Origin of the sequence: Acinetobacter sp. ANC 4169 (genome assembly GCF_002135355.1) — a bacterium.
Classification (GTDB): domain Bacteria; phylum Pseudomonadota; class Gammaproteobacteria; order Pseudomonadales; family Moraxellaceae; genus Acinetobacter.
The window spans coordinates 88,257-102,751 of record NZ_NEGE01000007.1; the positions used below are offsets into that span (position 1 = coordinate 88,257).

14 protein-coding genes are annotated in these 14,495 nt (G+C 41.0%); 6 read left to right on the forward strand and 8 right to left on the reverse strand.

From position 1 onward, the window contains the following. Positions 1 to 6: 6 nt before the first annotated feature. On the reverse strand, positions 7 to 1,104 hold the full coding sequence (murG, locus tag B9T26_RS07040; RefSeq protein WP_086199014.1) for an undecaprenyldiphospho-muramoylpentapeptide beta-N-acetylglucosaminyltransferase: 1,098 nt from the start codon (positions 1,102 to 1,104) through the stop codon (positions 7 to 9). Between the two features lie 335 nt (positions 1,105 to 1,439). Then, positions 1,440 to 2,384, reverse strand: coding sequence for a glutathione synthase (gshB, locus tag B9T26_RS07045; RefSeq protein ID WP_086199015.1), 945 nt, complete (start codon positions 2,382 to 2,384; stop codon positions 1,440 to 1,442). Between the two features lie 202 nt (positions 2,385 to 2,586). Between gshB and B9T26_RS07050 the strand changes: the two genes are divergently transcribed. Further along, positions 2,587 to 4,026, forward strand: coding sequence for a hypothetical protein (locus B9T26_RS07050; RefSeq protein WP_227518783.1), 1,440 nt, complete (start codon positions 2,587 to 2,589; stop codon positions 4,024 to 4,026). 98 nt (positions 4,027 to 4,124) lie between these two features. After that, on the forward strand, positions 4,125 to 4,316 hold the full coding sequence (locus tag B9T26_RS07055) for a DUF3565 domain-containing protein (RefSeq protein WP_086199016.1): 192 nt from the start codon (positions 4,125 to 4,127) through the stop codon (positions 4,314 to 4,316). A 361-nt stretch (positions 4,317 to 4,677) separates the two neighbouring features. Here the strand turns inward: B9T26_RS07055 and B9T26_RS07060 are convergent, their stop codons facing one another. Both B9T26_RS07060 and pyrE read right to left on the reverse strand, forming a co-directional pair. Then, entirely contained in the window at positions 4,678 to 5,145 is a 468-nt protein-coding gene (locus tag B9T26_RS07060; protein WP_086199017.1) for a MarR family winged helix-turn-helix transcriptional regulator, read from the reverse strand. A gap of 792 nt (positions 5,146 to 5,937) precedes the next feature. Then, positions 5,938 to 6,588, reverse strand: coding sequence for an orotate phosphoribosyltransferase (gene pyrE, locus B9T26_RS07065; protein WP_086199018.1), 651 nt, complete (start codon positions 6,586 to 6,588; stop codon positions 5,938 to 5,940). Between the two features lie 40 nt (positions 6,589 to 6,628). Here pyrE and B9T26_RS07070 point away from each other — a divergent pair, with 40 nt between their 5' ends. Both B9T26_RS07070 and B9T26_RS07075 read left to right on the forward strand, forming a co-directional pair. Beyond that, on the forward strand, positions 6,629 to 7,447 hold the full coding sequence (locus B9T26_RS07070; protein WP_086199019.1) for an exodeoxyribonuclease III: 819 nt from the start codon (positions 6,629 to 6,631) through the stop codon (positions 7,445 to 7,447). 467 nt (positions 7,448 to 7,914) lie between these two features. Continuing rightward, a complete protein-coding gene (locus tag B9T26_RS07075; protein ID WP_086199020.1) occupies positions 7,915 to 8,262 on the forward strand; it encodes a Spx/MgsR family RNA polymerase-binding regulatory protein in 348 nt (115 codons plus the stop codon). A 75-nt stretch (positions 8,263 to 8,337) separates the two neighbouring features. Here the strand turns inward: B9T26_RS07075 and B9T26_RS07080 are convergent, their stop codons facing one another. Further along, the gene (locus B9T26_RS07080; protein WP_086176384.1) at positions 8,338 to 8,775 is read right to left on the reverse strand and encodes a DUF2147 domain-containing protein; all 438 of its coding nucleotides are present in this window, start codon (positions 8,773 to 8,775) and stop codon (positions 8,338 to 8,340) included. A 155-nt stretch (positions 8,776 to 8,930) separates the two neighbouring features. On the opposite strand from B9T26_RS07080, the gene B9T26_RS07085 reads away from it, so the two are divergent. Further along, a complete protein-coding gene (locus B9T26_RS07085) occupies positions 8,931 to 9,842 on the forward strand; it encodes an alpha/beta hydrolase (protein ID WP_086199021.1) in 912 nt (303 codons plus the stop codon). A gap of 83 nt (positions 9,843 to 9,925) precedes the next feature. Here the strand turns inward: B9T26_RS07085 and B9T26_RS07090 are convergent, their stop codons facing one another. Continuing rightward, positions 9,926 to 10,492, reverse strand: coding sequence for an FMN-dependent NADH-azoreductase (locus tag B9T26_RS07090; protein WP_086176386.1), 567 nt, complete (start codon positions 10,490 to 10,492; stop codon positions 9,926 to 9,928). A 258-nt stretch (positions 10,493 to 10,750) separates the two neighbouring features. Between B9T26_RS07090 and B9T26_RS07095 the strand changes: the two genes are divergently transcribed. Beyond that, on the forward strand, positions 10,751 to 11,950 hold the full coding sequence (locus tag B9T26_RS07095; protein WP_086199022.1) for a GGDEF domain-containing protein: 1,200 nt from the start codon (positions 10,751 to 10,753) through the stop codon (positions 11,948 to 11,950). On the opposite strand, the gene B9T26_RS07100 is transcribed toward B9T26_RS07095, so the two are convergent. Together B9T26_RS07100 and dsbD are read right to left on the reverse strand one after the other, a co-directional pair. After that, positions 11,947 to 12,627 (reverse strand): glutathione S-transferase family protein, encoded by a 681-nt coding sequence (locus B9T26_RS07100; protein ID WP_086199023.1) that lies wholly within the window; start codon positions 12,625 to 12,627, stop codon positions 11,947 to 11,949. The genes B9T26_RS07095 and B9T26_RS07100 overlap by 4 nt on opposite strands. Before the next feature lie 4 nt (positions 12,628 to 12,631). Continuing rightward, entirely contained in the window at positions 12,632 to 14,482 is a 1,851-nt protein-coding gene (gene dsbD, locus B9T26_RS07105; protein ID WP_086199024.1) for a protein-disulfide reductase DsbD, read from the reverse strand. Positions 14,483 to 14,495 lie beyond the last annotated feature (13 nt).

Genomic DNA, 14,495 nt, shown 5'->3' on the forward strand with positions numbered 1-14,495 from the left:
CTCTAATTACAATTCTTGAATTAAACGAACCACGTGTTGGGTTGCATCTGGTTGAGCCTGTTGACGTGCCTTGACTGCCATTGCAGACAACAATTGGCGATTCATCAACGGGGCTAAAAGTTCTTTTAAACTGTCTGGTGTTAAGGTGCTTTGTGGACAAATTTTTGCAGCACCGCTATTGGCTAAGAATTTGGCATTGGCAGTTTGGTGGTCATCCACCGCGCTTGGTAACGGCACAAAAACCGCTGCCACACCTGCGGTAGCAATTTCAGTGACGGTTAAAGCGCCGGCACGACAAATAATCAAGTCTGCATTGGAATAGGCTTGAGCCATATCTTCAATAAATGGCTGTACCTCGACATTTAATGAAGCCGGTTTATCAACATAGCGTGCTTGCGTGGCATCGGCATGGTTTTGACCACATTGATGATAAACATTCAACGGTACATTCAGCTGTTTTAAGGCTTCCGGTACACGCTCATTCAGCGCCTGTGCACCCAAGGAACCACCAACAATTAAAATACGCAGCGCTAAACCTGCTTTTTCCCGCTCCTGGTAACGCCAGGACGGACTTAAAATATCGGTAATTTCTTTACGTACCGGATTGCCTGTAGTGACTATTTTGGCACTTGCCGGAAAAGTATTGGGAAAAGCCTGACACACGGTTTTTGCGATACGCGATAACTGGGTATTGGTAAAACCGGCAATGGCATTTTGCTCATGAATAAGCACGGGAATACCCAAGGCACGCGCTGCCAGTCCACCCGGGCCTGCAACATAACCGCCAAAACCGGCAACAGCATCGACTTTTAGCTGTTTCATGTAGCGCATGGCACTTAAAGTGGCTTTTAAAATTTTAAAAGGTGCCAATAACTTACGTACTGCACCATTGCCGCGTACACCTTGAATATCAATCTGGTAAATTGGAATATTGTGATTTTTTAATAAGCGGTTTTCCATGCCGGTTGGTGTTGCCAGCCAAGACACTTGAATCCCTTGCTGCTGTAATTCTTTGGCAACAGCAAGTGCTGGAAAAACATGCCCGCCAGTTCCGGCAGCCATCATCATCACATGTTTCGGCTTTGTTTGCGTTGCTTCGGTCACAGTCTAATTCTTCAATTCTAAAATAGGGATAACGAGATTTGATTTTAAGCCAACAATTGTAATCACAAACGCATAACCGTGAAAGGTTATTTACTTTTTTTCAACATGCGTTTCATTGTTTTTTTCTTCAGATTTTAAAGTTTAAACTAGTTTTATTATTAATCGAGCAAAAATATACATTTTTATGCGTTGTTCACCGCATTTTGTGCGCTATTTTTTTTACCCGGTCCATCAATTCGCGCCAATATCTCCCGACCCAAATAAAAAATCGGATAAATAAATAAGACAAATAAAAAGAGCCCCTTCTTAGGAGCTCTGATGGATCAAAATAATGCTTAAGCTTTTATACCCGCTTCCAGAACGGCAAATAAATCGTCGGCAATTGAAGTTCCAAACTGGTTATCAATTTCACGAATACAGGTTGGACTGGTAACATTAATTTCCGTCACGTAATTGCCAATCACATCCAGACCGACAAAAACCAGACCTTTTTCGCGCAAATAAGGTCCTACTTTTGCTGCAATGGCTTTGTCATTTTCAGAAATTGGACGCGCTTGTCCCAAGCCACCTGCTGCCAGATTGCCGCGCACTTCACCATTTTGCGGAATACGGGCCAAGCAGTAAGGTACTGGTTCACCATTTACCATCAGGATACGTTTATCCCCTTCCACAATTTCAGGAATATAACGCTGTGCCATAATCGGGCGGGTACCGTTATTGGTCAGCATTTCAATGGTAGATCCAATATTTATGCCATCTTGATACAAACGGAAAATGCCTGTACCCCCCATGCCATCCAGTGGTTTTACAATCACATCCACCTGTTCTTTCAGAAACTCGCGAATCAAACTTTCATTTGAGGTCACTAAAGTTGGAACCTGAAGTTCAGGAAACTGAGTGGCGAAGAGTTTTTCGTTGCAGTCGCGCAGGCTTTGCGGCTTGTTGATAATCCACGCCCCTTCACGTTCGGCCTGTTCCAGAATATAAGTGGTATACACAAAGTTCATATCGAACGGTGGGTCTTTACGCATCAGTACCACGTCATAAGCCGCGATGGACTCTTTTTTCTTTTCACCTAGCTCAAAATAATGATCGTAATCTTCAAATACTTTAAGTGGTGAAATTAAGCCAAAGGCTTTGCCTTGTTCGATATACAAGTCTTGCTGCAATGCATAAGCCAGTTCATGCCCACGGCGTGATGCTGCCCAGAGCATGGCCATAGAGGAATCTTTTTTCAGGTTTACATTTTCGATGGGATCCATCACAACAAGTACGCGCATATCGATCGGCTCAGGTATTTTTAACTTGAGAAAAGTATAGCGGAGATTGACGCAGATGTTTTCTGATTTTTCGAGATGCTTATCGTCAAGCCATAAAAGCTATTTATGAATTAGAAATCAATTCAATCAATATAAAATTTATTTTTAATTTTCATTAAATTACAGTATCTTGTGCTCAATAAAAAAACAAATTGAACTCAATATGAATCAAACAAAACATTCTTTTCAGTCGGGAATTATTGTTGGGGTAATCGGCAGTTTATCTGTCGTGGGCTTGAGCTATGCCGGACAACATTTCTATCAAGCACATCAAAAACAACAACTGATCCAACATATTGAAGCTCAAAAGCAACAGTTTGTCGCACAATTGAATCAGCAATATTTAAATCAAAGCAAAGATAGCGCACAACAACTGATGATCCTGCTGCGCCAGTCATCCCAAATCCAAAAACAGATTGTGGCCAATTTAAAAGTAGATGACGGCGTAAATTTACATTTTGACCGTATGTTATTGACTGCCGAGATTCAGCCTCACAACAAGATTCCAGCCGAGTTAGCACAGCATAAAATTTTCTATCAACCTCAATTTCAGCATGGACAACCCATCACCATATGGCAATGTTTTTCAACTTTAGCTGATGATCTTCGTCCTAAAGACTGTTTATATCGTCAGGAAGCACCTGAAAGTACCGAGTTATTACGTCAGGCATTGATGGCTGCTGTTTCTGAGACACGCCAAAAATATGATCAAAGCTCAACCCATACTCCACCGATTGAAACCGAATGCAGTAAATTCAAAGCCAAATTACCGCAAGACTTTGATGTCTTTGCTACAGGCGCCTATTCAGGGCGTGACTCACGCTATCAAATTGATGACAGTGGTCACCAAGCCAATGAAATGGATATTTATGTACAGCATAACCGCCCTACTGTGCTGATATTGGGTGCTTATGAACCCGCCATCTGGAATCTAAAATGGGAAGCCAACACCCATATTGTCGGTGTTATTGCAACTGGCTACCATGCCCAACGTGTATTGGGTTTGCCCAATTCGGTGCCTGTTCTGGAAACCACAGCACATAATTCGCAATGCGGCTACAGTTATGTGTCGAATGAAAATGCAGCAACTTTAAATCAGCTGTCGCAAAAAATTCTTCAGAAAGATATTAAAACTGTGGTCGTAGCACAGAATGGACGTGCCAACATTGGCAATATTGGTTTAATCAGTGCCCTAAAATCATCTAATGATAAGACCATTAATGACATTATTGATAAAAGCGCGCCACTGGCAGGTCAGGCAGGCATTGATGATGCCGTTGCAAAAGGTCTACTACGTCAGGCAACGCGGGCAGATATTCAGGCATGGAAAGCGGCTTATAACAGAACAAATAACATCCATACCCCACCTGTTGTGGGCGGTACAGAATCATCTGGAACAGGGATGGAATATGTGCATTTTGACAGCGCCTACGTGGTACTTAAAGAAATGACCATTCCTGCTGGACTTTATGGAGCACACTCAGTAACTCTGTTTGTACCTAAAGGTGTGCCACGTCCTAAAGGCAATCCGGGACATTCTACAATTTATGATATGGGTTCGGGTGGCTGTTACGGTTCAAGTCCCGACTGCCTACGCAACTGATGCCAAAGAGGCTAAAAAGGGATGAAAGTCCCTTTTTAGCCTTGCTAAAATCGATTCCGCATTTTAACGTTTAGATGTGGAGTGTCTTGGAAAGAAAAATGCAGCAAGCGATTATTGGTTTTCACTTAGATGAAGAACAGCATTGGGTTGCAGATTTGGCCTGCGGTCATACTCAGCATGTACGGCATGATCCGCCGTGGCAAAACCGTCCTTGGGTGATCACTGAACAAGGACGGAAAGAAAAGTTGGGAGTGATGTTGGAGTGTAAGAAATGTGAAGACCCAATTTAATGATTTCAAGATAAAGAATAAATCATGAAATATTTATCCAAAATATAATATTACAATCTTATCTAGCCACATTAAAAAAAATGATTTTAATTTTTAAATTGCATAAATTAAAAATGGTTTAAACACCCCAACACAGATGAATTAAATTATTTAAAAATAAAACCAAAATTAAGTACTCCAACCACCCCAATCTTTATTTAATAAAATAATAATTATATTATCTAAAATTAAAAACAACCCCTATTAAATTTTTATTAAAATAATAACTACCAACTCATTTTCAATAAAAAATAAATTATATTTAATCATAAAATAAAAAAAATCATTATTAATTTACTTAAAATCCATTCAGTTCAATTAATTATAAGGGGGCAAGATTTTTAAAAATATGTTTAAGATTATCTAGCATTTTCTCAATTTGTAGCGGTGTTAAACCATCAAAGGATGGTTCTAAAACAATCAGGCTAAGATCATTAATTTTCTGAATCGTTTGTTGTCCTTTATCTGTTAATGATACTCGGGTAATTCGGGCATCATCTTCACAACAATAAGTATTCACTAATCCTTCATCTCTTAAACGATAGATCACTTTAGTGGTGGTCGACATTTTAGAAATCAACATTTCCGATAGATCAGATACGCTAGCTTTATTTTTGGATTTTAATGCCAGTAAGATACGACGGCGTGAATTATCTAAACCATATTTCTTTAATGCATGATCAACGTTTTGTATATATTGAGCATGCACTTGAGTAATCCAGTGATATAGAGAATTTTCTAAATTAAAATCTGCAGAGCCAGATAAAAACTTATTGTATTTTTTTGCCACAACCTCACCTCTTCAAATTTATTAGGACCATTAAAACTATTTTAAAACGCATTCTATTTTATCCTCTCTAATCTTTTTTTACATTTCACCAACTTAATATCTGGCATTCATTATTTAGCTATATACACTCTTTTTAATATTAACTCTCCAATTCTTTTTTCTTCTACGAGCCTATTTTTATAAAAAGAATTAGAGAGTCCAAATTCAGCTACAGTTCCCTTTTATATTTATTTATTGTTATTAGGCAAACTGATTAAATCACTTTAATGGTTAAACGATCTATCACAAAAAATACCATTTTATTTTTTGCAGATGTGTGAAAATGTGACTGAATAAACATTCATTTATTTTGGAAAAATCATCTATTTTCTACAATTTTTAGCCGATTAAAATAAGTCTAAATTGAGTTTATAAATTTTTTTATATTTCTTGCTAACAGTAAAATGCTGTTTAATTTAATATTTTCATATATAAAAATTCTATACTTTTAGAGTATAGAGTTTAGAAAATGGAGGAAAAATAACTTTTCTTTGCTCTCTTACAATATGCATTTTATATAATTTGTTGAATATTCAACAATATATTAGATATCTTTATTGGGACTCAGTTTAAAGCAGAATTTTTGCTCGGAAATATCGAATTTTCAGGGTCGTAAAACTTTAAAAGAGCTAGACATATACGGAGCCTGAGGAAAAGGGAAATTTTCTTTTAAGCTTTTCCCGTCTTAGCGCTGAATAAATTTAAAAGTGATAAAAAGGAAGCCTCAGCTTCCTTTTTGAATCTCAGAATTATTTAGATACCGTATTTCACACGATAGGCTTCCATTTTTGCTAAAGCTTCTTTCTCGCCTTTAGCATCCAGGAAGTCCATCAAATCTTTCATGGTAATTAAAGCGTGAACTGGAATTTCGAGTTCTTTTTGCACTTCCTGAATTGCAGACAATTCGCCTTGACCTTTTTCTTGGCGGTCTAAAGCCACCAATACACCGGCAATTTGCGCACCGGCATTTTTAAGAATAGTCACTACTTCACGGATGGCAGTACCCGCAGTAATCACGTCATCAATGATCCAGACTTTTTTACCTTCCACTGAAGCACCAACCAATACACCGCCTTCACCGTGATCTTTGGCTTCTTTACGGTTAAAGCCCCAAGGTACGCTCACACCATGATTTTGAGACAATGCCACAGCCGTTGCCGCTACAAACGGAATACCTTTATATGCAGGGCCAAAAATCACTTCCACATTTTCACATGTAGTTAATTTTGCAGCATAGCCTGAAGCTAAAAGTGACAAGGCCTCACCATCATTTAACAGACCGGCATTAAAAAAATAAGGACTCACACGACCCGATTTTAAAGTAAACTCACCAAATTTAAGCACACCACGTGATAATGCAAGTTCGATAAAAGCTTGAGGGTTAAATTGAGCTGGCGAGGTCATGAGGTGCTCCAAAATTCATAAATAGAGGTAAGACTTGCGCATGATACCAAAGAGTAGCTATCCAAGTGATCAAAAAATTCTAAGAGTGGTTTCAATTAACGTAAATGGCTTGCGCTCATCAGTGACCAAAGGCTTGCTTGACTGGCTGGAACAGTCAGATGCCGATGTCATTTGTATGCAGGAAAGCCGGATCACCCATGCGCAGTGGACTGAAAAATTTAGACCTGAAGGCTGGTACACGCACCTGTTCCCGGCAGAACGTGCAGGCTATGCCGGTACTGCCATTTATAGCCGCCTGCCTTTTGTCTCTGTGACCAATGGTTTGGGCTTTGAACTGGCCGACTCTCAAGGACGCTTTATTTCTGCCGAATTCGATCTAGGTTTAGACAAGCCTGTATACATCTGTTCACTGTATTTGCCTTCAGGTTCATCGGGTGAAGAAGCCCAGGCCCGTAAAGATCACTTTCTAGATCAATATCAGCACATCTTAAAACAATGGCGAGATGAAGATAAATCCATCATTGTTTGTGGTGATTACAACATTGTGCACAAGCGTATCGATATTAAAAACTGGTCAGGCAACCAGAAATCCTCTGGCTGCTTACCACATGAACGTGCATGGTTAGACCATATTTATGATGACCTTGGCTATGTCGATACTTTCCGTGAAGTACGTCAAGAAGCGGAACTTTATTCATGGTGGTCCAACCGCGGCCAGGCCCGTGCCAAAAACGTCGGTTGGCGCATCGATTATCAGGCCTGCTCACCGGACTGGAAAGCACGTACCGTCAATGCCTGGGTCTATAAAGACAGCTGGTTTAGCGACCATGCACCCGTCATTATTGATTATAAAATCTGATCTAATGCTTATTTGAGTGAACATATGTTCACTCTATACCATCTAAAATCTTACAGCACTTGACGCGTTTGTGTATTTTTATACAAGTGTTTTAAGTGCATTATAGCTTCACGGCAAAGGGATAAGTCAGGATGACTCAAAAGGACAGGACGCCGTAGGATGAAACAAAATAAACAACAGATGTTGCTTATTTTGCAAGGAAGAGACAATGGACGTTGAATTGAGACCCGCATGATCAGGATGATTAAATGCGGGTTTTCTCTATTTTGAGCTAGCCATTTTTTATAATCCCCATAACAACCCAAAAATCAATTTATTCTTCTCTATGCCACTATATTGGCAAATTTCAATGTCAGTTTGATGACATCTGCATTTATTTTCTAATCCTGAATAGTTTAAATTCGCTCTAGAGCTTATGGATGATTTTCGCTAGGCTATTACAGAATAGAAAATGGAATAATTCACTTATGCTTAAAATTTATGGCATCAAAAACTGTAATTCAATGAAAAAAGCCTTCGATCTGCTCAATGAACTCGGGCTTGCTTATGAATTTCACGATTACAAGAAAAACGGCATTGCTGCTGAAACGCTAAAAACATGGCTAGATGCCAAAGGTCAGGAAGTAATTCTCAATAAAAAAGGCACCACTTGGCGCAAATTGAGCGAAACGGAACAACAAGTTGCATTAGCCAGTGAAAACAACCTCATTGAAGCGCTGACTCACCATAACAGCTTGATCAAACGCCCGGTGCTTGAAACAGCTTCAGGTTATATCGTGGGCTTTGATGAAGACGCGTATCGGTCATTAAAATAAGCATACTGCATCACCCAGATTAAAAAAGCCTGACAATGTCAGGCTTTTTTGTTTAATCCATTTGGCTCAGCAAACTTAGTTTGCGCGAATCCAAGTTTGGTTACGACCTAAAACGGATACGCCAATAAAGCCGCGTAATTCTAGCGTTTTACCGCCATTCGCTAGTTCGCCTTTTAATTTGTAAGTTTTGCCAGAAGAAGGGTCAAGAATAGTACCTTCCTCATAGTTTGTGCCACCTACGTTTTTAAGACCGTGAACAATCTTTAAACCTTTTAAAGATTTATTGTGATACGGACCCTCACATTTCTTACATGCCTGTTCTTCGCCCGGCGTCAAAACTTTTTGAATGCTCGCAGACAATGTGCCATTTTTTTGTTCAGTAAATTTTACGATTGCTTTTGGTTGTTTTGTTTTGTCGTCAATCGTTTTCCAAACTGTGCCATTTAAAGGATCAGCAGCATTTGCCAAAACTGTTAATCCGAGCAATCCTAATGCAAGTGCAATTTTTTTCATTTTTTTTCATTCCCTAATCTAGTAGTAGACGGCCTTAGTATTAAAAAGTCACAACAATAATGCAATTTTTGAATGTGACCATATAGTGTAACCTTGTAACTTGTGTTGGTAAATATGCAAACTAAAGCTCCGATAAATAACAAGATGGAAAGAATATGAAAATAGATCCGGTATGGAAACAACTCATTACTGAAAGCTTTTTAAAAACAACCATCCGCACACCAAGTCAATTTAATTTACCGCCAAGTGCGGCACGTTTTGCCATAGAACAAATGTGCCGCTTATTTCCACAGAATAAAGATGTCAGCATTCGCCCTCTTCGTCTTGCCGGCTTGCATGCAGAAGAAATCAAACCAGTAAATGAAGCCACTCAACTCATTTTATATGTTCACGGCGGTGCCTTCTATTTAGGTTCATTAAATACTCATCGGGCATTTTTATCCGACATGGTGGCACGCACCCAAATGCAGGTGATTCATGTGGATTATCCTCTGGCGCCTGAACAGCCCTTTCCTGAAGCCCTGGATGCACTGTTTGATGTGTACAATATTTTGCTCGACCAAGGTATACAGGCCAAAGATATTATTTTGTCCGGTGACTCCTGTGGTGCCAATCTGGCTTTAGCCTTGGCGCTAAAAATTCGGGATGAACAGCTGCCTCAAGTCAGTGGTCTGATGCTGTTGTCACCCTTTTTAGATTTAACCCTGACCAGTGAATCCTTACGCTTCAACCAGAAACATGATGCGCTATTGTCTATTGAAACCTTAGAAACAGGGATTGATTATTACGTACCGAAAGCTATGGATAAATCACATCCTGCTATTTCTCCCCTGTTTGCGGATTTGACCGGATTACCTCCAACGCTGGTACAGGTGGGATCGAAAGAAATTCTATTGGATGATGCGCAGCGCTTTAAAGAAAAAGCAGAGCAGGCCAACGTACAGGTGACATTTAAACTCTATACCGGCATGTGGCACAATTTTCAGATGTTCCATGCCTGGTTTGATGAAGCTAAGCAGGCAATGGCCGATCTGGCTGAATTTGCCCATGCACTCGATCAAAGTTAAATTTAATCGGCGATTAAACCTCTTTCAAAAAAAAGGTCAGCCGAAGCTGACCAAAGAGGAATCATGTATTGGAGAATTGCAAATTACAGGCTTTTTACCTGAGCTAAAGCGCTGGCAATTGCCTGATCTTTTAACTCTGCACCCATATTGACACCTTCAGCACGGATAATTTCCACATCATTCACACCGGTAAAGTTAAATACAGTTTTTAAAAAGCCTTCCTGGAAATCTGCCGGGCTATTTTCACCATACACACCACCACGGCTACTGGCGATATAGGCTTTTTTCTCGCCGGCCAAACCTACAGGACCATTTTCAGTATATTTAAAGGTTTTACCTGCCACACTAATACGGTCAATCCAGGCTTTTAGAGTAGAGGGCAAGCCAAAGTTATACATCGCTGCACCAACGACGACGACATCTGCATCCAGATACTGCTGAATAATTTTTTCACCCAAGGCTGTCTGTTCAGCATCTTGCCCCATCAAAATTTCAGCGGTTAAATGTGGAATGGGCTGTTTTGCCAAATCTAGATATTCTACGCTTGCATCTGCATGCTTGGCTTGCAATTGAGTGACAATCGCCTGACTCAATTGGCGTGAAACAGAAGCATCACCTAAAATACTGGAATCGATATGTAAAACTTTCATGCCTGTTACCTTCATCTCTATTTATTCAATGTAGGCATTTTAATCGCCCAACAAAAATAGAATAATAGGCTTATACACAACACAACGTTCCATATTTAAAACAATAATGATTCAGACTAACTACTCTTGAGACCAGAAAGTACAAAAAACAGGCATTACTATTGCTAAAAAAACGTGCTATGTTGTGAATTATTAAAAATAAATCTACTTAATTCACATTAATTTATGATTTAAAGACCCAAGGATTATATCTATCGAATGAAGCCAATCTTTTCACCGAATCACACCTTCTCGTTCAAAGAAAAAATTGCGAAATACCTGTTAGAAGATGGGGGCGTAATGAACTGGAGTGTCCTGAATAAATGCATTTTGATGCTGATTTTAGGAAGTTCGGTGCATATAATCTGGATTATCTGGAAAATTTTTGTACTTTTATCCCCTGAAGTCTGGCCCTGGGTAAATTTACCCTTGCTCAAACTACAGCTGGAAATGAATATCCTGATTTTGACCATCTTTATTGGGCTGATTTACCCATGTTCGGCATGGCGTAAAAAAGCTTGGGTACAGCAATGGTTACCCTATTTATCCGTGGGTATTTTGGTCATTTCCTTATGTCGTGATGGCTATGTCGTCGGCGTGCTCAGTCCCGCCAGCATGATCACTTACATGAGTCTGGTCACTGTAGGCTTAGTGCTGTTTAACCGTAAAATCGTTTATTGCGCTCTCATCCCCGCTACATTATTTTTATTCGCTTGTGGCTATTTAAGTCTGCAAGGTCAAATCAGTTACGGTCCGTTGTTTCATCTGGACACCATGCCCTACCAGAGTATGTTTTGGGTGCTGACGATGATGTATTTCATCGTACCCATTTTAATTACCTGCCTCATTTTATTTGAAATTTTACTTAGCCAGTGGCGCCACCGAGAAAAACTGATTCAGCATTTAAGTCAGATTGACCCGCTGACCAACGCGCTTAACCGACGCAGCATCAATTACTGCCTGGAAAAACTGGAACGCAAGCCAAGTACAGCTTATGCGTTGGTCTTAATTGACCTCGATCACTTCAAGCGCATTAATGACCAATACGGGCATGATAAAGGCGATGAAACCCTGATCCAGGTCAGTCAAGTTCTGTCACAGATTATTCGGGATAGTGATGTGGTCGGTCGCTTTGGCGGAGAAGAATTTATTCTGATTCTGAATCAGTCTTCTTTGGAACAGGCTCAAATTATTGCCGAGCGTTGTCGTCAGGCCATTCAACAACTTCATTTATGCAGTGATTCCGGGGAAACTATTCCGATTACTGCAAGTTTTGGCATTGCACTATCCAGAAAAACACTGAATTCACAACAATTATTAAGCCAGGCAGATAAGGCGCTGTATGCAGCTAAAGCCTGCGGACGCAATCAGGTCAAATGCTATCAGGAAGAGCTTTTTACTGAACCCAAGCCCTGCTAAAGCGGTTTCTGCTGATACGACTCTAAATAATTCACCCAGGCATCTTCTTGCAATGCAGCATCCAGCCACGCCTTCACGGCCGGCTGTTGCAGCATGGTGTGCATATACTGCTGTGTCGACTCACTGACCGGTAAGGCATAGGTCATTAAACGGGTGACTACCGGGGCATAAAATGCATCGGCAATTGAAAATTCACCACATAAAAAACCGTTCACCTCTGGACGTTCTGACCAGATCTGCTCGATACGGGCCACATCGTCACGTAATGCTGCATCGTCCTGCCATAAACGCTTACCCACATCGGCTAAATGGGCGCGGATATTCATCCCACAGGCGTTGCGCAAAGCGGTAAATCCGCTGTGCATTTCCGCCGCAATACAACGTGCCCGTGCCCGCTGCTTGACATTTTGCGGCCACAAATGCTGATCGGGATGCCGTTCTGCCAGATATTCACAAATCGCCAGTGAATCCCATAACATCAAGTCATGATCGACCAATACCGGCACTTTACCATTCAGGTTAATCGCCAGAACATCCTGTTTAAAAGTACCGGTATTACGCTCCGCCGGAAATGGCAGCATAATTTCTTCAAACGGTAAATTGAAAGCTTTCAGCACCAGCCACGGGCGCATGGACCAGCTGGAATAATTTTTATTGGCAATATAGAGCTGATACATGAAATTATTGTCCTATATGCTGCTGAAACAGATCGAGCTGTTTCAGTAATTCAGTTTCACTAAAAGCACCGGTTAGACGTAAGCCGCGGATTTCTTGTTGTTTTGGATTTAAAAACAAATAAGTCGGTGGCCCTAAAATATCCCATTGATTCAATAAGGCCTGATGCGTTGCATCGTAGTCACTCAAATCCAGCTTAATCAGAAAATAAGGTTCTAAAGCTTGCTGCACTGGTGCCGATTTTAAAACACGATGTTCAATCGGCTGGCAGGCCACACACCAATCTGCATAGACATCAATAATAATGACTTGGTTAGCGGGTACATTGGCGAGGATGTGCTGAAATTCATCGGCAGTTTTCGCCACATGCCAACTGGTTTGGATACTGCTCTGGGTGATAAAGAAACGCTGGCTATGCTGATATTGAGTATAAGCCAAATACGGCACCACCACGAGCAAGGCCAGAATATACAGCCATTTGAATGGAGCTGTTTGCCGTATGATTCGAATGCTTAAATATCCAATGAAAAAGATGCCTAAGCCCAAACTTAACCATTGTAACCAAGCTTCAGAAATTAAGGGACGAATAAAATACAGCGCCAGAGCCAACATGATAAAGGCAAAAAACACCTTAATCTGGTGCATCCACAGCCCTGCTTTAGGCAGCACCCTGGAACCTAATACGCTGGCCAGAAGCAAGGGGGTTCCCATGCCAAAACCCAAGGTGAACAGCAAGATTGCCCCCTGCCACTGACTTTGGGTCTGGGAAATAAATAATAGTGCCCCAGCCAGCGGCGCGGTCATGCAAGGGCCGACCAACAGTGCCGAGATCATTCCCATGATTCCCGCACCAATCAGGCTGCCACCTTTCTGTATCGATTGAGCCTGATCCAGGCGATTGATCCAGCCTTGTGGTAGCCTAATTTCAAATAAACCAAATAAATTCAATGCGAATAAAACAAATAATGCACTAAATGCAATCAAGGTCGAGGGTTGTTGTAGCCAGCGTTGAAAGTTCAGCCCGGCAGATGAGGCGATTAAACCCAAAACGGCATAAACCATGGCCATACTACAAACAAAGACCAGGGCAATCATCCAGGCTTTCAGCCCCTTACTGTCGCGGACAATCAGCGAGGTTAATATGGGTAGCATGGGTAATGAACACGGGGTAAAGGCCAATAAAATGCCTAAACCGAAAAATAGCAATAGGCTATAAAGCAAAGAGCTTTCAGCCAGTTTTTCCGACCACATTTGATCTTTTGCAGTATCTAATGGGACAGGTTTTGCCGTCGATGGGATAGATTGGTCACTATTTTGCTCAGCACTCAACCTTGTTTGACCACTGGCAGAATTGTTTGCAGGTGCTGCAAGATCAAACAAGCGTTTACTGGCTCTGGCCTGATTTTGCAACAGTACCAGGCCGTCAATATCGGTCTGAAACTCAACTGTTTGTGGCGGGTAGCAGATCCGGTCTTGGGCACAACCCTGCCACGTCACCCGATAGGTTTGGGAAGCTTCGGTCGCAATATTAAATTGCACTTGATGAAAATAAACCTGGGTTCGACCATAGTTTTCATCATGCAAATCGGTGGCTTTCGGCAATTTCAAGACCAGCTTTTGTGCCCCTTGCCGAACTTCAAACTTGTGCTGATATAAATAATAACCCTCTGGAATCGTCCAGTTGAGTTGGGCTTCCTGTGTACTGCTGGATTCAACACTAAAAGAAAAAGCATCCTCAGGCGCAAGCAATTGCTCTTGGGCCTGCAGTGTCATGCAACAGAGTAAAATAACACTACAAATCAATCCGTTTATAGCGGAATACAAGCACACGGCAACGTCTTGAAAATGCTTTTTCATATGAATTTTATTT

Bases quoted from the DNA above. Each gene is read 5' to 3' on its own strand.
- B9T26_RS07075 (WP_086199020.1), top strand. From the start codon at position 7,915: ATGCTTAAAATTTATGGCATCAAAAACTGTAATTCAATGAAAAAAGCC.
- B9T26_RS07055 (WP_086199016.1), top strand. From the start codon at position 4,125: ATGCAGCAAGCGATTATTGGTTTTCACTTAGATGAAGAACAGCATTGG.
- B9T26_RS07085 (WP_086199021.1), top strand. From the start codon at position 8,931: ATGAAAATAGATCCGGTATGGAAACAACTCATTACTGAAAGCTTTTTA.
- B9T26_RS07095 (WP_086199022.1), top strand. From the start codon at position 10,751: ATGAAGCCAATCTTTTCACCGAATCACACCTTCTCGTTCAAAGAAAAA.
- B9T26_RS07090 (WP_086176386.1), bottom strand. From the start codon at position 10,492: ATGAAAGTTTTACATATCGATTCCAGTATTTTAGGTGATGCTTCTGTT.
- B9T26_RS07100 (WP_086199023.1), bottom strand. From the start codon at position 12,627: ATGTATCAGCTCTATATTGCCAATAAAAATTATTCCAGCTGGTCCATG.
- gshB (WP_086199015.1), bottom strand. From the start codon at position 2,384: ATGCGCGTACTTGTTGTGATGGATCCCATCGAAAATGTAAACCTGAAA.
- dsbD (WP_086199024.1), bottom strand. From the start codon at position 14,482: ATGAAAAAGCATTTTCAAGACGTTGCCGTGTGCTTGTATTCCGCTATA.
- B9T26_RS07070 (WP_086199019.1), top strand. From the start codon at position 6,629: ATGATACCAAAGAGTAGCTATCCAAGTGATCAAAAAATTCTAAGAGTG.
- B9T26_RS07080 (WP_086176384.1), bottom strand. From the start codon at position 8,775: ATGAAAAAAATTGCACTTGCATTAGGATTGCTCGGATTAACAGTTTTG.
- pyrE (WP_086199018.1), bottom strand. From the start codon at position 6,588: ATGACCTCGCCAGCTCAATTTAACCCTCAAGCTTTTATCGAACTTGCA.
- B9T26_RS07050 (WP_227518783.1), top strand. From the start codon at position 2,587: ATGAATCAAACAAAACATTCTTTTCAGTCGGGAATTATTGTTGGGGTA.